Raw genomic sequence first — 20,939 nt, 5'->3', positions numbered from 1 at the left:
CCCGCCTCAGCTCTCCGCGTTCGCGCTGCCGCTCGTGCCCGGATCGGTCCCCTTGTCCTGCGTGCCTTCGGTGGTGTCGCGGGAGGGGGTGGAGCGTGAAGTGCGCGCTCGCTGCACAGCCTTGGCGGTTTTGGTGGTCTGGGCGGCCTTGGTGGTCTGGGCGGCCTTCGTGGCCTGAGCGGCCTTCGTGGCCTGAGCGGCCTTCGTGGCCTGCGCCGCCTTCGACGGCGTCCGGGCCCGGGCCGGCGTCCTGGCCCGAGTCTTCTTGGCCGGTGACTCGGCCGCCGCCCTCGCCGGAGCCCCCTCCGGCAACTTCGCCGTGGCCTCGGCCGGGGCCGGAGCCGGGGCCGACGCACCGGACCCGCTGCCGGGCGCCTGCGGGCGTGGTCCCGGCGGCACCGGTGCCCCCGGCGCCCCGAACGGCAGTACCCGTACCTCCGGCCGCTGTACCGGCTTCACCGGCGCCGGTGTCTCGCGGCCGTCGACGAGGACGAGGGCGGCCTGGTAGACGACCGACAGGGAGTACGGCGTCTGGTAGAGCATCCCCCACAGCTTGGACGTCTCGTCGATGTCCATCACCGTCGGGGTGAACCGCACCCGCTGTACCGCCTCGGCGAGGTTGCTGCCCGCCAGGTAGGGCCGCTCCCCGGCGAGTTCGATGATGTCCTTCGGCAGGACGGGGATCTCGTGCAGCGTGCGCACCACCGAGCCGATGAGCCGCTGGCCGACCAGCTCGTTGTCCTCGCCGTACGCGCTGATCAGGTAGTGCAGGTCCAGGGCGGCGGCGGGGCGGCGCACCAGTCGGCCGTCGGGCGCCCGGGTCGGCAGGTCGGTGTTGCGCTGCGAGGTGTCGGGCGTGACCTGGTAGAGGAACACGGAGATCGTGGGCTCGGCCGGCGGGTCGGCCGGGGGTTTGCGCGGCTCGACCTTGACGGCCATGTCGATCTCCGGCCCCAGGTTGGCCTCGATCAGCAGGGCGAGGGCCTGGGTGACGTGGGCGATGGCGAGTGCGTTGCTCATGGCGTCGGTTCCTCGGCCCTTTCCTCGTGGTGCCCGGTGGTGCTCGTCCGCCTCGTCGTCGGGTGTCTCACTCGCGCCCCCGTGCCAGGTATTCCGCGAGGCTCAGGACGGCCTCCGGGCGCACCGCGCCGCGCGGCCGGGGCCGGTCGCCACCGCTCCCGGGCGGACCGCCCGCCGTCACCTCGAGGCGCCCGATCTGCACCTGCACCACCTGCTCGGCCCCGCGGCCCGGCCGCCGGGCCGCGGCCTGCCGTACCGCCTCCCGGGCGGTCGCCGTGGTGCCGGCGCCGGTCAGCAGCGGTGTGGCCACGGCGACCGGGCCTACGGTGCCCGTGCCGGAGGGGACGGGCACGGGCACCGCGTCCGGGGAGGTGCCGCCGTCCGCGCGTGCCCGCCCCGTGGTGCGGCGGGCGGTGTCGGGGTCGGGGCGCGGTCCGGGCGCGACCGGCGCGGCGGGCCGCAGCAGCGGCGTCTCCCGGTCAGTCGGCGTCGGTGGACGGGGGGCCGGATCGTGCGGTGTCCGGGGTTGTTCGATGCGTACGACCGTCCGCTCACGCTCGGTACGGTGCCCGGCCTCCCGGGCCACGGGGCGGCCCGGTTCCGGCAGGGATACGGCGGCCGGGGCGGCGGGCCACAGGGGCTCGGCTCCGTCCGGGCCGGGGCCGGTGGTCCGTACCGCCTCGATCCGTTCGAAGGGCCCGGCGAGTCGGGGACGTACCCGGACCACGCCGGGGCGCGGGGCGGCGGCCGGGGTGTGCCGGGCGAGCAGCCGGTCGAGGAAGTCGGGCTCTGACGGCCGCGTTCCCGGAGGCGAGTCAGACATCCGCACACAGCTCCAGGTAGTAGCGGCGGCGCAGCGGGCTGAGCGCCAGGATCTCCGGCTCGCTCCAGCCGTAGGCGGTGGCGAGCAGGTGGACGTCGAGGAGCACGTCCCGCGCCCAGGCGTCCAGTTCGGTCCAGAGGTAGGAGGCGATGTCGAGTTCGGCGCGGGTGGCGTCGCCGCACTCGGGGCAGGCGACGTTGAGGGTCACGTCGGCGCCGGGGTCGGCGGCCTCGGCGGCCTCGGCGATCCGGCGCTGCACGGCGGCGGGCAGCGCGTCCGCCGGGACGGGGGCTCCGTCGCGGACGGCCGTGACGACGCACCGGGCGAGCAGGGCCCGGCGCGGGTCCGCCGCCCGGGCCGCCGCCGCCAGGTCGGCGACGGCGGGCAGCCGGAATTCGACCTCCCAGCCGTCCTCCGCGATTCCGAGCAGCGGTTCGCCGGGGCCGGCCAGGGTACGGGCGAACTGCGCGGCGTCCAGGTCGAATTCCATGTCCTGGCCGCACCCGCCGCACTCCAGGCGGACCTGCATCCGCTCGCCGAACAGGGCTCGGCGCAGCGCGAACAGGTCGGCCTCCCGCGCGCCGACCGGCAGCCCGAGCAGTGTTCCGGGCTCATCGCCCAGGTCCGGGCGCGCGGCGCGGTGCAGCAGCAGGGCGCGCCCGGCCGGTTCCTGGGCGAGCCCGGCCTCCCAGGCGGCCAGCAGGTCGGCCGCCCCGGTGATGGTCATGTGCTACCCCCGGTTTCCGTAGAACTACCGCACGTTCAGGCCGGGTTGAGGAAGGACGGCTCCTCGGGTTCGGGCACCTCGTAGTCCCGCTCCCAGCCCTCGCACTCGAGCTTCAGGCTCTGGATGGCCACCGCGTTGGCGTTGGCGTCCAGTTCGCCGAGCACCTGGTACTCGCTGGGCCAGGTCCGGTAGAGCTTGTGCGAGACGGCGACCTGGCCGGCCTCGTTGAGGACCTGGATGACGATGTCCTTGCGGAAGTCGGCGAGGGAGACCTCGGAGCCGAGTCCGGCGCCGACCTGCCAGACCTTGTTCGCCCAGCGGTCGAACTCGGGGTCGTGGGTGACGCCGCGCTCCAGGGTGATGCCCTCGAACTCGGAGCGCCCGGGCGACTTGCGCGGGGACGAGGGGTCACCGCCGTGTCGGTGCTTGACGACCTCGGTGGTCCGCTTCAGCGGACTGATCTTGCTGATGCCGGCGACCGTACGGCCGTCCCACAGGACGAGGAACTTGAAGTTCTTGTAGGGGTCGAAACGATGGGCGTTGACGGTGAACTCAGCCATCGGAATCCTTCAGCTCTCCACGGTTGCCGGGTGCTAGAGCGCGAACTGGCCGGACGTCTGCTGGATCCTGACGATCACGAACTCTGCCGGGCGGACGGGCGCGATGCCGACCAGGACGTTGACCACGCCGTTCGCGACGTCCTCCTCGGTCGTGGTGTCGGCGTCGCACTTGACGAAGTAGGCCTCGCGCGGAGTGCCGCCCTTGAACGCGCCCTGCCGGAAGAGGGTGTGCAGGAACGAGGAGGCGCTGAGCCGGATCTGCTGCCAGAGGTTCTCGTCGTTGGGTTCGAACACCACCCACTGCAGGCCGCGTTGGAGGCTCTCCTCCACGTGGAGCGCGAGCCGTCGCACGGGGACGTACTTCCACTCGCTGTCGAGCGCGTCGGAGCCCTCCAGGGTGCGGGCGCCCCACACCAGCGGGCCGGTCAGTGGGAAGGTGCGCAGGCAGTTGACGCCGAGCGGGTTGAGCAGACCGGTCTCGCGGTCGGTCAGGCCGACGGTGAGCGAGTGCACGCCGGCGAGCCGCGCCTCGGTGCCGGCGGGTGCCTTCCACACGCCGCGCTCGGCGTCCGTGCGGGCGATGACGCCGGCGACGGCGCCGGACGGCGGGAAGGCGCGCAGCCGGCCGGTGAGCGGGTCGGTGAGCTGCAGGTGCGGGAAGTAGAGGGCCGCGTGGTTGCCGCGTACGGCGTCGAAGGCGGCGATCCCGGCACGGGCGGTGTCCACGCTGCCCCAGGTGCCGGGCGCGTCGACGAGCAGGAAGATCCTCTTCTCCTCGCACAGGCGCTGGGCCGCCGAGACGACGGTGAGCATGTCCTCGGTCTTCTCGTACGCGGCCAGTTCGGGAAGCGCCAGGAGGTTGACGTCGGCCACCGCGCGCAGGGCCTGGATGCCGCTCTTGTCGGCCTCGGAGCCGATCAGGTCCCGCGGTCCGGGCGCCTGGCCGTCCTCGCCGCCCTCGAGCGGGAACACGGGCGGGTTGACGGAAGCCTCCAGGCCCAGGTCGTTGGCGCACTCACCGACGAAGCGGACGACGTCCGCGGGATTCGTGGATCCCGCGACGACCTGGAGGCGGCGGCCGAAGGCGGTGACCTCGGCGCCCGCGAAGGCGTGCCGGCCCGGAGCGTCGGGCAGGGCGCGCAGCTTGCGCTCGAGCAGCAGGGCCAGCTCGGCCACGGAGGACGGGGCCTCGCCGTCGCGGTCGGGGTCGTAGAGCGTGAACTCGCGCTCCACGTCACCGATCTTGACGGTGAGGTCCACCGCGAGGTCGGGCAGTTCGTGCGCGAACGGCTTGGAGACCGTGCCGGACGGGTCGGGGCGTCCCTCGCCGAGCACCTCGACGCGGATGAGCCGGGAACCGGCGTTGATCACGGTCTGCGCGTAGCGGTCGCTGTCGGGGTCCATGGACAGGCCGGTGAAGCTCTCCCTGGCCTCGCCCCTGGCGTCGTACACGCGCAGGTCGAAGGTCTCTTCGGGGCAGGGCGTGTCGTGGTCCACGGCGAGGCGCAGCCCGTTGCCCCATACGCCGGGTTCCCTGGCGTGCACCTGGAGAACGTGGTTCTCGCTGCGGCCCTCGGTGGACTCCAGGGTGACGCCGGCGGCCTTGCCGATGCCGGCCCTGGTGACGCGGACGACCACGGCGACGGTGCCGCCGTTGCCGAAGAACTGGTGGACGGCGTAGCCGACGGCGCTGCGTGCGCTCAGGCCGCCGAAGCGGCGCTCGAACTCCGCGAAACTGGTGACGCGTACCGGTTCGTTCAGCGGGCCCCGGCGGGTGTGGCCGACGAACGCGGTCACCGATGTGGTCAGGGTCGAGATGGTGCGGGTGCTGCTGGGAAGTTCTTCGACGTAGACACCGGGATACGTCGGCTTGGCGGCGCTCGGGGCGCTCATCGGCATTCCCCCTCCTGTCCCTGTCTCGGGCACCGGGCGAAGGCACCAGGAAGCAGACAGCGGAGGAATATGTTCCGGTTCGGTGCGGCGGGCGGCCCCGGGCAGCGGACGGCGGCGGCCGAGCGCACCGCATCGGTTTCCCCCGTCAGCGCCCGGACACGGTGGTGCGGCCGGGTCAAGCAGCGTGCTTGTGACTCCTGATGCGCTGGTGCTCAATCCACCTTCCAGGGTTGCCGGTTGGGGGAACAAGGTGCCTTCTGGCCAGCAGGGGCGAAGGTTTCATGAAGGTCGGTTCGCGACATGCGCACACCGCGACCGCGTGCCGTCGGCAAGTGGTTCACAGCTTGCCCACAGGTGCCGCCGCCCGGAACAGGATCCGTGCCCCCCCACCCGCCACAACCGGTGCGACAGTACGACATGCGCCCCGGTGTCACCCCTCGCGCACACCTTGGGCCTCCTCGGGTCATACACAATCCGCCGTGGCCGGTTCCGCCGTGACCGCCCGGCGGCCGCCGTCCCCAGGGACTGGACGAAGTCGGCCCGGAGGGCGTTGTCAGTGCCCTGTCCTAGAGTTCCTGTCACTTGATCACTGCGGTGCGGGGAGGCACGTATGGGGTGGGTGCGGGCAGGCGACTACGAGGTCGCCCTGGAAGCCGGAAAGGTGGTGTGCCGCAACGCGTCCGGACGGCGGCTGAAGTCCGTCCCCGCCAAGCTCGCCGACGAACCGGCCGTCGTGGGGCTACGGCAGCTGGTCGAGTGGCTCGAGCGGCACGAGCGGCAGTGCCTGGCCGACGTCGAGCGGTGGATGGTCCGCTCCCTTCCCGTGCCCCTCGCCGTCATCGCCCGGGTGTGGCCCGACCCCGCCTGGCAGACCGCTCTGCGTGACCTCGTGGTCACCGGCGCCGACGGCGCGGTGGCGGGATTCCTGCGAGACGCCGATCCCGAGCGCGGCCTCGGCCTGGTCGACCTGGACGGCGACACCGTGCGGGTGGCCCCCGGCCTCGTCCGCATCCCGCACCCGGTGCTCCTCGACGACCTCGAGGAACTGCGCGAGTTCGCGGTCGAACTCGGTGTGGAGCAGCGGGCCCAGCAGCTCTTCCGCGAGGTGTTCCCCCGCCCGGCCGCCGTCGACGCGGAGGGCACGCAGATCGAGGAGTACGCGGGCGGCTCGTTCAAGGAGCTGCGCTTCCTGCACGGCCGGGCCACCCAGCTGGGCTACCGCGTCCGCGGGGGCAACGCCGTGTGCTCCGTGCTGGAGGACGGCCGCGGGACCGAGGCCCGGGTGTGGATCGGCGACTACGACGGCTACGAGGAGACCGAGACCGGACCGCTGATGTGGACCGACGCCGCCGGCCGGGCCCTGAGGCTCGGTCAGGTCGGCCCGGTCGCCTGGTCGGAGGGCATGCGCATGGCGGCCGCGCTGTACGCCGGACGCGACATCGAGGACGAGGAGCGGGCGGCATGACGGTGACGACGTACGACGAGACCACGGGGACCGCCGGGACCACGGGGACCGCCGGGACCGCGGGGGCCGCCGGGACGAGCGCGGCCGCGCTGCTCGACGCGGGCGCCGTCCTGCCGCCGGGCTCCACCGCCCGCGAGGACGCGGACACCCTCACCGTCCGCACCTACACCCACCCGGCCCTCGACGACCGCCGCGTGGTCCGGCTCGTGCCGGGCACCCTGGGCGAGGCCGAGGACCTGGCGCTGGAGTTCCTCGGCCTGGCCCGGGAACCCAGCACGCCCGAGGTCGGGCAGGTGCGCCGGGAGACACTGGGCTTCCCCGCCTGGGCCCTGGTCAACGACCCGGCGAACGGGCACCACGCGCTGGCCCTGGTCAAGGAGGTCGAGCGGCTCGCCCGGATGGCCAAGTCCCGCCCGGGCAACGCCAAGGACGGCTTCGAGACGCTCGGCGTGCGCCTCGGCCGGGCCGTGCCGCACTTCCTGCCCACCTTCTACGAACAGGCCGCCCGCGTCTTCCTCCAGCACGAGAACACCACCTACGCCGCCGCCTTCTTCGGCAAGGCCCGCGAGGCCGAGCGGGTGCACGCGCTGACCGTCGACGAGGAGCGGCAGCGGGCGGTGTTCCTGGAGTTCGCCTTCGCCGGGGCGCTGACGGTCAAGGCGCTCAAGGAGCACGTGAAGGACCTCGCGCGGCGGCTCGACCCGGCCGCGGCATGGGCGCAGTTCCGGCAGCTGACGGTGGAGCGCTGCGCGGCCGGGATGCCGCCGTACGCCTCGCTGCCGCAGGACGCGCGCGGTCTGATCAAGGCGGCCGGGCTGCCGCGCGACACCGAGGAGTGCGACCTCCTCGCCGATCTGCTCGCCTCGCCCGCCGCTGTCCGCGCGCCCGCCTCCTTCTGGACCGCCTACCGTGCCACCCTGCCGCTCCTCGCCGCACAGCGGCCGGCGATCCGGGCCCGGCTGCTGGAGATCATGCCGGCCGGGCTGGGCCGGGAGGTCGAGGACGACGAGTTCTGGCTGACGCTGCTGGCGGAGAGCGGCGCCGACCGGTTGCTGACCGGGGAGGACGGAGAGGACACCGACGCGGGGCCCGGCGTCGACGCCGCCGACTGGCTGAGCCGCTGGGCACTGCACCGCAAGCACGGCAGCGCCCACACCCGCCGTTCCCCGGCCACGCTCGCGCTCGTCGAGCGGATGGCGCCGAAGCTGCGCGCCGCGGGGCGGCCCGTCGACCTGTTCACCGGACGCTGGCACGCCGGGGCGGACCTCGACCTGCTGGACCTGTGCGCGGCGCAGGGCATCCCGCTCGCCGTGCCCGACCCCGGCGTGAACGTGTATCTGGCCCTGGAGCGCTGGCTGCCCGACACCGCCCTGCCCGGGCGGCGTGATCTGGTCGCCACCGCGGCGGACCCGCGCCTGCGGCGCCTGCTGCACGGGGCCGTCGGCACGCTGGGCAACGGACAGCGGGTGACGCCCGAGGTGCTGGCCGCCCTCGCCGCCCACCCCGTGCTCGGTGACGTCCTGGGCGAGTGGCTGGACGAGGCGGCCGGTGAGTTCACACGCGCGGTCGGCCTGCCCGGCGCCCGTGCGGCCCTCGACCGGCTGCGGCCCTTCCGTGCCGTCGCCCGCGAGGTCAGCCCCGGGGCCGTGGCCCGGATCGCGGGCCACGCGGTCGCGCCGCTGCTCGGCCGGACGCTGCGCGCGGGCATCCTCGACGAACTCGGCTGGCCCGCCCTGGAGGAAGGGCTGCGGCTGCTCGACGGCGAGCCCCGGCAGGGCGAGGACAACACCCTGACCGTCACCGAGGCCTGGCCGGCGCTGATCCTCACCCGCCGGCACAAGGCGGTCGTCGTCGGCCCCGAGGAGATCCTGCTCGAGCACGAGTTGCGGCTGCCCGACGATCTCGACCGCTGGCAGCGCCCCCGGTTCCGCTACACCGACGGCGAACTCCTGGTGATGTGGCGGCAGGGCAGCGAGCAGTTCGGCTACTGGTCCACCAGGCCTGCCGAGGTGTTCCCGCTCACCGGCGAGCAGCTCCCCTCCTACTGGTCCGGCCACGACGCCGGCCCGCCCTCGATCCCGCTGCCCGACGGCGGCCGGGCCACCGGCGGGCGCACCCTGCACGCCGGCGACACCGTCCTGCCGCCCGGTCGTGCCGTCATCGGTGACGGCACCACGTACTGGCGGCAGGGCAGGCAGGGCCGGCAGACGGTGTGGCTCGAGTACGACCCGGCCACCGGCACGCACGGCCGTGCCTCGCTGCCCGCCTTCCTCCGGTCGGGCATCCGCGAGGTCGCGACCCTGCTGCCCGCGCACTGCGAGGTGCTGCCACTGCAACCGGGCCTGGAGAACAGCCCGTTCGGCACCGACGGCACGGTGCTCGGCCGCTGGGTGCGCACCGAGGGACAGGGGCCCGCGGCGGTGACCACCGCGGGCACCCCGGACGGCCGGACCGTCACGCTGGCCGCCCAGCGCGGGCACGGGCGCCGTGTCCCGCTGGGCAGGCTGAGGCTGCCGGGCGGAGCCGAGCCGGTGGTCGCGCAGCTGTACCCGAAGGTCGCCCTGTTCGCGGGCGACGACACCTCGGACGCCGGTCTGCTCGGCCGGGTGGCACCGCTCGAGCAGGGCGGCGAATTCGCCGCCGGCACCCGGCTCGTGCCGCCGGTCGCCTTCTGGCACGCCCTGCGCCCCCGGGACGAGCGGTCGTCGGCCGTGCTGCGCGCGCTCACCGACGAGCAGGCCGCCGAAGTACAGCGGGTCACGGCCGCGGCGCTGGCCGAGCGGCGGGAGCGGGAGGCGGCCGCCCGCAAGAGCATCACCCATGACCCGGGCACCGGCGGCGGGCTCGGCGTGCCGACCGCCGACGAGGTCGCCCGCGAGGCCGTGTCCGGCGCCCTGCCCCCTCTCGCCGACGAGCGGATGCTCACCGGCGTCGCCGCCCTGGTCCGTACCGCGCTCGGGATCGCCGAGTCGGCCGCCGCCTTCGCGGCACCGCCCGTGGAACGGCCGCGGCCGGACCGCCGGCGGACCGAGGGCATGTTCGCCGACTACGGTCCGGAACTCGGCGACGACCGCGCCCTGCACGTCGCCACCGCCGGCCTCGCCCGCCTGGGCTCGTGGTGGGGCGGACAGCGGTGGAGCGTGCTGCGTCAGATCCGGTCCGTGAACCACGTGCTGTCCGGCAGGCCCGCCGACGGCAGGCCGCTGCCCGACCGCGAGCGGCTCGCCGCGCTCGCCGGCGGCTGGCACAGCGACGAGCACACGATTCCCGGCATCGGCATGGTGTGGACGCATCTGCTGTCCGTGCTGCGCCCCCTCGCCCACCGCGCCGCCTCGGCGGCCCTGCCCGACGCCGAGCGGGAGGCGCTGCTCCTGCTGTTCGAGGCGATGACCGAGGGACCGCTCGTCACCGCCTGTGGGGACACGCTCCGCGAGATCGTGCTGAGCGAACCCCACGACAAGCAGCAGCGGACCGGGCAGGTACTGCGCCGCGAGGGCCGGACCGTGGTCGTCCTCGGCTGCCAGAGCGTCGACTCCCAGCGCGACCGCGTGGACTGGCTGGCCCTCGACCACGATCCGGCCGGCGCGTTCGGCGCCGTCGCCCACTTCGCGCTGACCGGGGAGACCCGGCACACGCCGCGGATCTCCACCGAGCAACTGGCTACCGTCACCCGGCTGGTCCGGGACAAGGGCGCCGCGCCGTGGCGGCCCGAGGCACCCGCCGCGCTCGCCGCCGCGACCGGCCAGGGGCTGGGTCCCGTGCAGGCCACCGTGCTGCTCGCCGGTCTGCCGGGCCGTCCCGACGCCGAGGTGTCCGCCGTCATCGGGCTGAAGCCACGCCAGGTGGACTTCGGCGACCGCATGCTGGCCCCGCTCGGCGCGGACGGCCGTGCCGAGCTCGTCGCGGCCCTGCTGCCCGAGGACCCGGCCGACCTGTGGACGTCGGGCCCCGACACCGGGGCCGCGGGCCGGGTGTGGGCCGAGCGCCACGGCTCGCTGCTACGCCTGACCGAGGAGCTCGCCGACGGGCTTCCGGTGAGCGCCGGCGCCGCCGAGGCGGTGCTCAACCCCGGGCACACCCCGTGGCTGAGCCGTACCACCGTCCTGCGCCCCGGCCAGGACGGCGACCTGGTCTGGGCCGACCCGGCGGCCGTCCCCGGCCGGCACGACCTGACCGGCGCCGTCGCCGCGCTGTCCCAGCTCGCCTACCACCTGCCGTACGGGCACCCGCTGCGCGCCGCCCTGCCGGCCGGCCTGGCGGCGCTGCGCCGCCGGCTCAGCGACCCGGAGCTGCTGCTCGACCTGGATGTCGCCTGGGCGGAGAAGGGCGGTCCGACCGCCGCCGAACTCCGCAAGGCGTACGGGCTGCCCGCCACGGGCGGCGCCGACGCGTACGGGCGCACCCGGGTCGGCGAGGCGCTCGTCCTGCGTCCCTGGTACGGCGACAGCGAGAGCGTGCTGGTCCGTCCGGCCGCGCTCACCGGCCCCGACGACGACGTCCTGCTGCTCCTCGAAGGCCTGGTCGGTCCTGCGCGGGGTGACGCCCTGCGGTCCCTGCGGACGATCCTCGGCGACGACCTCGGCCGGGCCCTCGCGGCCGGGGCGGGGACGGACGGCCCGACCGGCCACGCCCAGGACCCCCTGGTCAGCGTTCCCGCGCTGGTCACCGAGGTCGCCGGGGCGCAGGGGCTGAGCGAGGACGCGGCGGCGCTGTACCTGCAACTGCTGGCCCTGCCCGACCCCACGGACCGCAACCGCGCCCGCTGGACCGGCTGGAAGCCGGCCCGCCTGAAGAAGGCCCGCGCCGAACTGGCCGCGACGGACCTGGTCGTGGAGGCGAAGCGGCCGCGCGCCGGGCGCACCCTGTTCCTGCCCTGCGGCTGGCACGACCTCAGGTCGCCGGCGCTGCCGGTGGAGACCTGGAAGGAGGGGCTCTACCCGGTGTCCCGCCACGGCGGCCGTACCGTACCGCCGCTTCCGGTGCCCGAGGTGTTCGCCCGCGCCTGGGACCGCGTGTGCGCGGGAGACGCCCCGGCGTACGAGGAGCTGACCACGCGGGCGACCCGCCGCGGGCGCCGCCGATGAGCGGCACCGGCCTGACGGCTTCCCCGACCACCACCCGTACCACCGCCTCTGAGGACCACCGCCGATGACCACCACCCTCGTTCCCGACGCCACCCGGCAGATCGTCCCGCCCGAGGAGCGGTACGCCACCGAACTGGCCTTCCTGGCCGCGTACGACGACGGGCCGCGTCCGCCCGCCTGGCGGCTCACCCCGCGTGCCGTCGTCACGTTCGTCATGGGCAGCGACGGGCGTGCGCTGCGCCTGCCCGACGACGCGGCGGTGCCCGGGGGCGTGCCGCGCCGGCTGGTGGTGGAGGGCAAGTTCGTCGGCGACCGTGCGCTGGTCGAGCGGTGCGTGGTCACGCTCGCGGGTGAGCGCGGCCTGCTGCTCGTCGGCGAGCCCGGCACCGCCAAGTCCATGCTGTCGGAGCTGCTGTCCGCCGCCGTGTGCGGCACCAGCGGGCTGGTCGTGCAGGGCACCGCGGGCACGACCGAGGACCAGCTCAAGTACGGCTGGAACTACGCCCTGTTGCTCGCCAAGGGGCCCAGCCGGGAGGCGCTCGTGCCCTCGCCCGTGCTCGCCGCGATGCGCCGGGGCGCCATAGGCCGGGTCGAGGAGGTCACCCGGTGCCTGCCCGAAGTGCAGGACGCGCTGGTGTCGTTGCTCTCCGAGCGGCGCATCGCGGTCCCCGAGCTGACCGGCACCGAGGACGCGCTCGCGCACGCCGCGCCGGGCTTCAACCTCATCGCCACCGCCAACCTGCGGGACAGGGGCGTCTCCGAGATGTCCGCCGCGCTCAAGCGGCGCTTCAACTTCGAGACGGTGGGCCCGATCCCGGACCTCGACGCCGAGACCGCCCTGGTGCGCCGGCAGGCGCGGGCCGCCGTCGAGCGGGCCGGGGCTGCCTTCCAGGTGGACGACGCCGTCCTGGAAGCCCTCGTCACCGCCTTCCGTGACCTGCGCGAGGGCCGGTCGGCGGAGGGCTGGGAGGTGGAGCGGCCCTCCACGGTGATGAGTACCGCCGAAGCGGTCTCCGTGGCGGGCGCGCTGGGGCTGGCCGCCGCCTACTTCCCGGGGGACCGCGACGTGCTCGGGCTGCTGCCCGGACACCTGCTCGGTGTGGTCCGCAAGGACGACCCGGCCGACGCGGCGCGGCTGCGCGGTTACTGGGACGGGCCCGTGCGGCGCCGTGCCGAGCAGGGCTCCGCCACCTGGCGCACCCTGTGGGACCTGCGCACGGTCCTGGAGGGCTGACGGCCGTGCCCCTCTCCCCCGAGGAAGCCGTCGCGGCCCTCACCGACCCGGCGGCGCCCTACCTCATCGGCGTACGGCACCACGCGCCCTCCCTGGCCGCGGTCGTGCCGGCACTGCTGGACGCCGCGAGACCGGACGTGCTGCTCGTCGAGCTCCCCGCCGAACTGCAGGAATGGCTGCCCTGGCTCGGCCACGAGGAGACCCTCGCCCCGGTCGCCCTCGCCGCCGCGCCAGGCGACGGGGGCGGCGGCCCGGCTTTCTACCCCTTCGCCGACTTCTCCCCCGAACTGGCCGCCGTCCGCTGGGCGGCCCGCCACGCGGTCCCGGTCCTCGCCTGCGATCTGCCACTGGCCGACCGCGCGTGGGGCGCGGACCGGTGCGACCGGGAGCCGGCGGCCGGGGGGCCGGGGCTCGCCGTGGCCCTGCGGTCGCGGCTGACCGGCCGCCCCGGTGAGGACCTGTGGGACCGTCTCGTCGAGGCCACCGCGCCGGGCTCGCCGCCCGAGGCGGTGCGCCGGGCCGCGCTGCTCGCGGGGTGGGCGCTGCGCGAGGACGCGGCGGCCTCGGGCGGGGTCCCGGAGGTGGACCTGCGGCGCGAGCGGTGGATGCGCGCCCGGCTGGCCGAGGCCACGGCGGGTGGCGGGCGGGCGGCCGTGGTGGTCGGTGCCTTCCACGCACCGGCACTGGTGCCGCCGCTCGACGGGGCGGGGCCCGATCCCGTTGCCCGGGCCGGGACCGACTCCGTTGCCCGGGCCGGGACCGGTGACGGTGCCGCCTGGACCACCTCGCTCATCCCCTACACCTACGCCCTCCTGGACGAACGCTCCGGCTACCCGGCGGGCATCCGGGACCCGGAGTGGCAGCACCTGGTCCTCGAAGCGGCGGGCGACCCGGACGCCCTGGAGGAGGCACTGACCCGGGCGGCCGTACGGGTGTGCGCCGCACTGCGGGCCCTCGGTCATCCGTCGGGACCCGCCGACGCGCGGGAGATCAGCCGGCTCGCCGGGGACCTGGCGCGGTTGCGCGGCCTGCCCGCGGCGGGCCGGGGCGAGCTGGTCGAGGCGGTGCAGACGGTGCTGGCGCAGGGCGAGCCGTACGGCAGGGGCCGGGCCGTGGCCCGGGCGATGGAGCGGGTGCTCGTCGGTACGCGCGGCGGGCGCCCCGCGCCCGGCGCGCCGCGCAGCGGCCTCGCCCCCGCCGTGGAGGCGGAGTTGTCGGCGCTGGGCCTGCCCGGGCCGGGCGCCGGCACGCCCGGCGCGGCCCGGGAGCTGCGCCTCGACCCGCTCCGCTCCGGCCTGGACCGCCGCCGGGAAATCCTGTTGCGCCGTCTGACGGTGTGCGGCGTGCCGTACGCGGAGGTGAAGGACGTCGTCGGCGCGGGCGGCGCCGACGCACTGACCTCCCGTTGGGAGGTGCGCTGGACGCCCGCCACCGCGGCCATGCTGGCCACGGCCGGGGTACGGGGGGTCACCCCGGCCCAGGCCGCCGAAGGCCTGCTGCGCGAGCGGCGGCACGCCGAGCGGGACGAGGGCGGGCCCACCGCCGCGCAGGCCCTGCGCGGTCTGGAGCAGGCGGCGGAGTGCGGGCTGCCGGGACTCGCGGACGAGCGGCTCGCGGACATCGCAGGGGTCCTGCCGCAGAGCGGCACCCTTCCCGAACTCCTCGCCGCGCTGGCCCTGTCGGACCGGCTGCGGGCCGGGCACATCGCCGGGCTCGGCACCGACGAGGAGCGCACCGCCCGGGTGGCGGCCGTGGCCGAACTGCTCACCGCGGCCGCGGTGCGCCAGGTGGACGGGCTGACCGGATCGGAGGATCCCGCCGACGCCCAGGCCCTGCTGGCTCTCGCCCACCGGGCCGACCAGCTGGGCGGCATCCGGCTCGCCGACGCCCTCGCCCGCCTGGCCGCGGACGGTTCCCCGCTGATGCGCGGCGCCGCCGGGGCGGTACGCGTGCTGCTCGGGCAGGAGGACGCGCGGGCGCTCGGCGGGCGCGTGGCCTCCTGGGTGGACTCCGCCTGCGACCCGGAGTCCCGGTCCGCGCTGACCGCCCGGCTCACCGGCCTGCTGACCGCCGCCGGCCAGTTGCTGGAGGCGGCGCCTCCCGCCCTGGAGCCCCTGCTCACCCGCGTGTCGGTCCTCGGCGACCAGGACTTCCTCGACCGGCTGCCCGCGCTGCGGGGCGGTTTCGACACACTCAGCCCGGCCGCCCGCGACCGTCTGATGGCCGCCGTCGAGGAGCGGCTGGACACCGACCTTCTGGCGGACACCGGGGACGTCGACCCCGCGGCTCTCGCCACCTGGACACGCGCGGACCTGGCCGCCCGCGAGGTGCTGCGGACGAGGGGCCTGCTTCCGCCGCCGACGCGCCCGGACGAGCAGTCCGGGCCGGTGGCCGACGCGTGCACCTCGTCCGGCACGGCCGCCGGGCGGCACCGGCCGGCCCCCGCCGACCGCTGGCGTCTGCTGCTGGGCCGCCGCACGGACCGGCTGCCCCGGCCGGCGGCCGCCCTGGCCACCGCGCTGGACGAGCTGTACGGGGGCGGACGCGGCGAGGGCAGCCGGGGCGACCTCACCGGCGGTGGCCGGGGCGGGCGCGAGGTGCCGTACCCGGGGGTGCGAGAGTGGTCGGAGGAGCTGGCGGCGCTGTTCGGGCCGGGTATCCGGGAGGAGGTGCTGGCGGCGGCCGCCGCGGCGGGCCGCCGGGACGTGTTCACCGAGTTCGACCCCGACGCCGTACGGCCCTCGGTCGACCTGCTGCGCAGTGTGCTGCGGCATGCGGGCGGGCTGCCCGAGGCCCGGCTGGCCGCGCTGCGTCCGCTCGTGCGGCGCCTGGTCGACGCCCTGACCCGGCAGCTGGCCACACGCCTGCGCCCCGCCCTGCACGGCACGGCTCTGCCCCGCCCCAGCCGGCGCCCGGGCGGCGGCCTCGACCTGTCCCGCACGCTGCGGGCCAACCTGCCGGCCGCGCGGCGCGGACCGGACGGCACCGTCCAGGTCGTCCCCGAGCGGCCGGTCTTCCGCACCCGTGCCCGGCGGGCAGCCGACTGGCGTCTGGTCCTGGTCACCGACGTGTCCGGGTCGATGGAGGCGTCCACGGTCTGGGCCGCCCTCACGGCCTCCGTGCTGGCCGGGGTGCCCACCCTGTCCACGCATTTCCTGGCCTTCTCCACCGAGGTCATCGACCTCACCGACCATGTCGAGGACCCGCTGTCGCTGCTGCTCGAGGTGAGCGTGGGCGGCGGCACGCACATCGCGGCGGGGCTGCGGCACGCCCGCGAACTGGTGACCGTGCCCTCCCGCACCCTCGTCGTGGTCGTCAGCGACTTCGAGGAGGGCTACCCGCTCGGCGGGCTGCTCGCCGAGGTCCGCGCCCTGGTCGGGGCCGGCTGCCACGTGCTGGGCTGCGCGAGCCTCGACGACACCGGCCGGCCCAGGTACTCCACCGGCGTGGCGGGGCAGCTCGTCGCGGCGGGGATGCCCGTCGCCGCCCTCAGCCCGCTCGAACTCGCCCGCTGGGTAGGGGAGAAGATCGCATGAACCCGGACCTCCCTCCGGTCGCGCCGTCCGTGACCGCCGAACTCGTCGGGGCGTTGTCACCCCGGCTGCGCAAGCGGCTCGACGCGGGCGTCACCAAGCTCGCCGCCCGGCCCACCGCCGTCGACGGCGACACCGTGCGCATCGCCGTCGACGACGACACCCACATCGAACTGCACGCCCCCGGCGGCACGGTGACCACCGCGGACGCGATCCGCTGCGGGTGTCTGCTGGCCCCCGGCTGTCTGCACCGCGCCGCGGCGGCGTCGGCCGCGCCGATCGCCGACACGGAACAGGCCGGCACCGCCGCCGAACCCGAGGAGCCGACCGGAGCGGACATGACGCGGACCCCCGCGCAGCCGGAGACGGCCACCGCCGGGCAACGCGCCGCCGCCCGGGCCGTGCACGAGGCGTCGGCGGCCGTGCTGGACGCGGGCACGGACGGCGCGGGAGCGGTACTCCAGGCGGAACTGCTGCGCGCCGCGCACACCGCGCGGCTGGCGGGCCTGCACCGGGCCGCCGCCTCGGCGGTCGCCGCGGTCACGGCGGTGCGCGCGGCCCGCTCGGCCGATCCGGCGTACCGGCTCGCCGATCTGGTCGCCGCGCTGCGCGAGCTCCTGTCCGTCGCGCACCGGCTGCCGTCCGCGACCGGCCCGGACCTTCAGGCCCTGCGCGGCACCGTGCGGCAGCCCTACACCCCGGACGGTTCGCTGCGGCTGTACGGCCTCTTCTCCGAACCCGTCCTCACCGCGACCGGCTACGCGGGCGCCGTCACCTGGACCGCCGACGCCGACGGCCGTCTCTACACGGTCCCGGACGTCGCCCCGGGCGGGCCGGGGCGGGCCGTGGGCGCGGCCGACCGCGCCGTACGCATCGGCGACACGGCCCTGACCCACCGCGAATTGTCGCGGGCCGGCCTCGCGGTGTCCGGGGCCACCGTCTCACCGACGGGTCGGCTGGGCGCGGGTGCGGGGGTACGGGCGGTCCGCGCGTCCGGCGCCGGCTGGAGCGACGAGCCCCTGGACCGGCTCTGGGCGGTACCCGTCGCGGACCAGGTCACCCGAGCCCTGAACGACGACCACGACCTGCTCTTCCTGGACGTCACCCTCACCGGCACGGTCCGCGAGGCCGCGGGCGACTGTCTGCTGGCCGACTGCGGCGGCCGCACGCTCCGGCTGGCCGCCGCCCACGACCACCCCGCGCTCCCCCACCGCGACAACCTCCGCCTGCTGGCCGCGGCCCGGGGCAGCCGGCTCCGGATCGTCGCCCGTCTCACGCCGGCCCCGCAGCCCCGCGCCCTGCTGCTCGCCGCCGAACACCCCACGCGTCCGGGCACGCACGTGGACCTCGGCCTCGACCACCTCCAGCAGGCCGACCTGCCCACCGGGGCGCCCCCGCCGGCCGGACGGGCCGCTCCCGTCCCGGACGCGGCCCCCCTCCACCTGCTGCGGCGCCGCGTCCACCAGGCGGCCTCCGGCGGGCGCCGTGTGCTGGCCTTCCCCGGGGAGGGGAACGGCGACGGCCGGCGCCTGAGCCACCACGGGCTGACGACCGCGGCCGACCTGCTCGCCGAGCTGCGGTCGGCCGCCGCGGACCGCACCCGTGACCCCTTCGGCCGCCTCCTCCCGGCCGACACGTCCCGCTTCGCCCACGCCTGGCTGGCCGCCGCCCTCTACACCGATGAAGTGGACCGATCGCTCTGCGCCGCCGCGTGGGATGCGTGAGGCCGGCGCCCGCACACCACCCCGTTCGGCCGGCCGCTGCCTCGTACCGGCACGGTCCATCCCGGCCGGCGCCGATTCGAGGGGCGGCAGGCCGGGCACAACGGGCGGTGACGGTTGTGCCTGCCATTTCTATGATGGTGCCGGTTGATGAATGACCGTCAACTCACGGGGGAGGGCCGCACCTTGGTGACGGGGACGGGGCAGGTTCGTGTGGTGTCACGGGAGGGGAGCGTGTGGGGCGCGGGCGTCCTGTTGTCCGACTGGGCGGTGACCTGTGCACACGTAGTGACGGCCGCCGTCGGGCGGCCGGGCGCGCACGGCGACGTCGTGTGGCTGGACATGCCGGGCAGCCGGAACCCACCGGTCAAAGGCGTGGTCCTCGAGGACGGATGGCGCCCGGCACCCGTGGACGCCAAGGATGGAGCACTGGCATCGCACATCGACCTGGCTGTGCTCGCTCTGCCCGAGGGCCGGCCGGCGGAGTGGCAGAGCGCGTCGCTGGCGCCGGCCGGCCCCGAGCCGGGACGGAGATTACGGGTCATGGGCTACCCGCCGGGATCGGAAGGCGGCGTCTGGGTCTCGGCCGAGATCGCCGGACCGGGCGGTCTGCATTCCCGCTGGGTGCAGTTGGACGGTCTCTCGCCGGTGGGCGCCAGGGTGGAGCGTGGTTTCAGCGGTGCACCCGTGTGGGACACACGGACAGCCTGCTGTGTGGGCCTGCTGACGGCGGCGATGGTCGATCCCGCCACGCATGTCGCCTGGATGGTTCCGGCCGAGGCGATGGCCGAGTGCTGGCCGGCGCTGTCGGCCGCCCCTGTGCCGGCTCCCCGGCCGCCGAAGAACGAACCGCCTGCGGTGGCGACTTTGTTCATGATCACCGACGGCCTCCTGAGAGTGCCGCAGATCGAAGGGGACGGCGGTCGTACACTACGCGATCTGCTGCCGGAGACGATCCGCCACCAGGTGTACGAACATCCCGAGTCACGGCTGCGGTTGTTCCGCATCGTGCAGGCCTGTTCGCGCTTCCCGTACGGACGTGAGGCGCTGATCGAGGCGGTCTCCTTGCTCGGCGGCTCGTCCACGGCGACGCTCGACGCGCTCGACACACTGCGCAGGTCCTGGAGAGCCCCCGACGGAGAGAGGGGCGGAGGCCTCTGATGGTTTCCGGCCACTGGGGGAGGCGTGAGTGGGCACCCCTGCGCCTGCTCCTGGAGGCGTTGGAGCAGGTCCGGGTTCTGCAAGACCCCCAGGTGCTGAGGGACTGCATCCAGTGGGTGGGCGGTTCGCTGGGTATCGCACTGGACGTCCATGAAGGGCCGTACAGACGCGTCTGGCTCATGAACCTGCTGCTGGCACTGCGCGAGCACCCTCGTGGACTCCGGACACTCGAGGCCTGGATCGGGCTACTGGCACCCCAGACACACGACCTGAACCGCCTTCGGGTCGCCATCGCCGTCTCCGAGGTGCCGCTGTTCCCCGCCAAGGACTGGGAGCGGCTGCTGGACCTTCTCCGTGACTTCCCACCGCGGGATCTGGGCGAGATCTACGAGGAGTTGTTCTACAGCCGCGGTGAACCCCTTTCGCCCGAGGACTCGGAGGACCCTCTGTTCGTGGTGCTGCACGCGGCCACGCTGAACTGCGTACCCGGAGCCCCGCATCCCTGTGTCGAGCTGGTGGCACGCCTCGCCGAGATCGCGGAGGGCCCCTGCGCCGAGGGTCTGCGGGCCTGGGCGAAGGAACACGAGCAGTCCCCTCATGGGCTCGGATCTCCGGCGGCGGTACCGCTGCCGGAGGCGGCGGCCGACCAGGATCCGCCCGTGGCGGACAGGAGTGAGAGCACTGCCTGCGACTTCGGGCAGGACACTTGGTCACCAGCCGCGTGTCTGACGATCCGCATCCGGTACAAGGCGGACGACGCGGAGGGCAGCACTCGGGTGCTGATCTCCTCGTGGCGGCAAGTCACCCGCCGCGGCGGACTGGCGTTCCGCGGCGAGGACGTCGTCGTCGTCGAACAGGACGCCGAAACCACGGTTCAGGCGCTTGTCGAGGAGGCCGAGAGCGGATGGGCACATCGTTATCAGGAGGACCTCGCTCTTGAATTCTTCCTGCCCCACGACCTCCTGCATCTCCCGGTGGAGCGTTGGCCCAAGAAGCCCTTTCACCGAGCCGGAGCGGCTCTGGGAGAGGATCACCCCGTCATGGTGCGCAGCCTTGACCGACTGGAACGGCGCGCGATGCACCGCAACTGGCAGAAGAACTGGCTTTCGGCGCTGGCCAAGGCAGACGGCCGCGTTCACTGGTTCCCGGACGACAACCGCGGGCTGCTGCGCACCGACCCCCCTGCCGTCGTCGTGCTGAGCACGCCACCGCGGACGGATGCCGACGCGGCGGGCGGCGACGAACTGGACCATGCTCTGCTCGCCGGTGCGGGCATCGTCGTCTGGGACCGCAGGGAGCGGCCGGACCCCTCGTTCCGTACGCACCTGACGGAATTTTTGGGCGGAAGCGACCTCAGACGGTTACCCGCTGTGGTGCAGGCGTTGCGCATCCGGGCCTGGAACGGGGATGCTGGTGAGGGTTCTGCTGTCGGTTGCCATCTAGCTCTGCTTTGGGACGATCCCTTTAGGCTTCCTGTGGCGCCGGGGAGCGGAGCGCCGGGGTCGTCCCCCAGAAGGGGGTCTGGCCATCATGCGTCCGGATGACATGCCGCAAGCCACCTCCGCGGAACCCGCAGACGACATCGCTCCGCCTGCCGACTCCCCCCCGGACGGCGACGGGACGCCCCGGTGGTGGATCTACCGGGGGACGGGAGAGCCCCAGCACGACCTCGATCTGGCCCGCGTACTGCCCCCGCCGCCCCCGTGGCGCCGCTTCGA

The 20,939-nt window shown here is 75.0% G+C and carries 12 protein-coding genes; 7 read left to right on the top strand and 5 right to left on the bottom strand.

What is annotated here, in order from left to right; genetic code table 11:
- Positions 1 to 6 precede the first annotated feature (6 nt).
- The 5 genes from ABZX30_RS12870 to ABZX30_RS12850 all read right to left on the bottom strand — a co-directional run bounded on the left by ABZX30_RS12870 (position 7) and on the right by ABZX30_RS12850 (position 5,029).
- Positions 7 to 1,020 (bottom strand): DUF4255 domain-containing protein, encoded by a 1,014-nt coding sequence (locus tag ABZX30_RS12870; RefSeq protein ID WP_355932447.1) that lies wholly within the window; start codon positions 1,018 to 1,020, stop codon positions 7 to 9.
- A gap of 67 nt (positions 1,021 to 1,087) precedes the next feature.
- On the bottom strand, positions 1,088 to 1,843 hold the full coding sequence (locus ABZX30_RS12865; RefSeq protein WP_355932446.1) for a hypothetical protein: 756 nt from the start codon (positions 1,841 to 1,843) through the stop codon (positions 1,088 to 1,090).
- Positions 1,836 to 2,570, bottom strand: a complete 735-nt coding sequence (locus ABZX30_RS12860; protein WP_355932444.1) for a hypothetical protein — start codon at positions 2,568 to 2,570, stop codon at positions 1,836 to 1,838. The genes ABZX30_RS12865 and ABZX30_RS12860 overlap by 8 nt, the downstream gene beginning before the upstream one ends.
- 35 nt (positions 2,571 to 2,605) lie before the next feature.
- Positions 2,606 to 3,130: a phage tail protein gene (locus ABZX30_RS12855; protein ID WP_004003113.1), complete on the bottom strand. Its 525-nt coding sequence runs from the start codon at positions 3,128 to 3,130 to the stop codon at positions 2,606 to 2,608.
- A 33-nt stretch (positions 3,131 to 3,163) separates the two neighbouring features.
- A complete protein-coding gene (locus tag ABZX30_RS12850) occupies positions 3,164 to 5,029 on the bottom strand; it encodes a phage tail sheath subtilisin-like domain-containing protein (RefSeq protein WP_355932442.1) in 1,866 nt (621 codons plus the stop codon).
- 604 nt (positions 5,030 to 5,633) lie between these two features.
- On the opposite strand from ABZX30_RS12850, the gene ABZX30_RS12845 reads away from it, so the two are divergent.
- From ABZX30_RS12845 to ABZX30_RS12815, 7 genes are all read left to right on the top strand, one after another.
- Positions 5,634 to 6,488, top strand: a complete 855-nt coding sequence (locus ABZX30_RS12845) for a DUF4132 domain-containing protein (protein WP_355932439.1) — start codon at positions 5,634 to 5,636, stop codon at positions 6,486 to 6,488.
- Positions 6,485 to 11,572: a hypothetical protein gene (locus ABZX30_RS12840; protein ID WP_355932436.1), complete on the top strand. Its 5,088-nt coding sequence runs from the start codon at positions 6,485 to 6,487 to the stop codon at positions 11,570 to 11,572. The genes ABZX30_RS12845 and ABZX30_RS12840 overlap by 4 nt, the downstream gene beginning before the upstream one ends.
- Positions 11,573 to 11,636: 64 nt before the next feature.
- Complete coding sequence (locus ABZX30_RS12835; RefSeq protein ID WP_355932433.1) at positions 11,637 to 12,806, top strand: AAA family ATPase; 1,170 nt, start codon at positions 11,637 to 11,639, stop codon at positions 12,804 to 12,806.
- Positions 12,807 to 12,811: 5 nt separating this feature from the next.
- A complete protein-coding gene (locus ABZX30_RS12830; RefSeq protein WP_355932431.1) occupies positions 12,812 to 16,342 on the top strand; it encodes a DUF5682 family protein in 3,531 nt (1,176 codons plus the stop codon).
- Positions 16,339 to 18,063, top strand: coding sequence for a hypothetical protein (locus tag ABZX30_RS12825; protein ID WP_355932428.1), 1,725 nt, complete (start codon positions 16,339 to 16,341; stop codon positions 18,061 to 18,063). Before ABZX30_RS12830 ends, ABZX30_RS12825 begins: the two co-directional genes overlap by 4 nt.
- A 147-nt stretch (positions 18,064 to 18,210) precedes the next feature.
- Positions 18,211 to 19,221 (top strand): trypsin-like peptidase domain-containing protein, encoded by a 1,011-nt coding sequence (locus ABZX30_RS12820; RefSeq protein WP_355932425.1) that lies wholly within the window; start codon positions 18,211 to 18,213, stop codon positions 19,219 to 19,221.
- Positions 19,221 to 20,765: a hypothetical protein gene (locus ABZX30_RS12815; RefSeq protein WP_355932423.1), complete on the top strand. Its 1,545-nt coding sequence runs from the start codon at positions 19,221 to 19,223 to the stop codon at positions 20,763 to 20,765. Before ABZX30_RS12820 ends, ABZX30_RS12815 begins: the two co-directional genes overlap by 1 nt.
- The last annotated feature ends 174 nt before the right edge of the window (positions 20,766 to 20,939 follow it).

The organism is Streptomyces sp. NPDC004542 (genome assembly GCF_040610035.1).
Lineage (GTDB): Bacteria > Actinomycetota > Actinomycetes > Streptomycetales > Streptomycetaceae > Streptomyces.
Note: the sequence above shows the minus strand (reverse complement) of the source record. Positions and strands in the feature narration are given on the sequence as shown.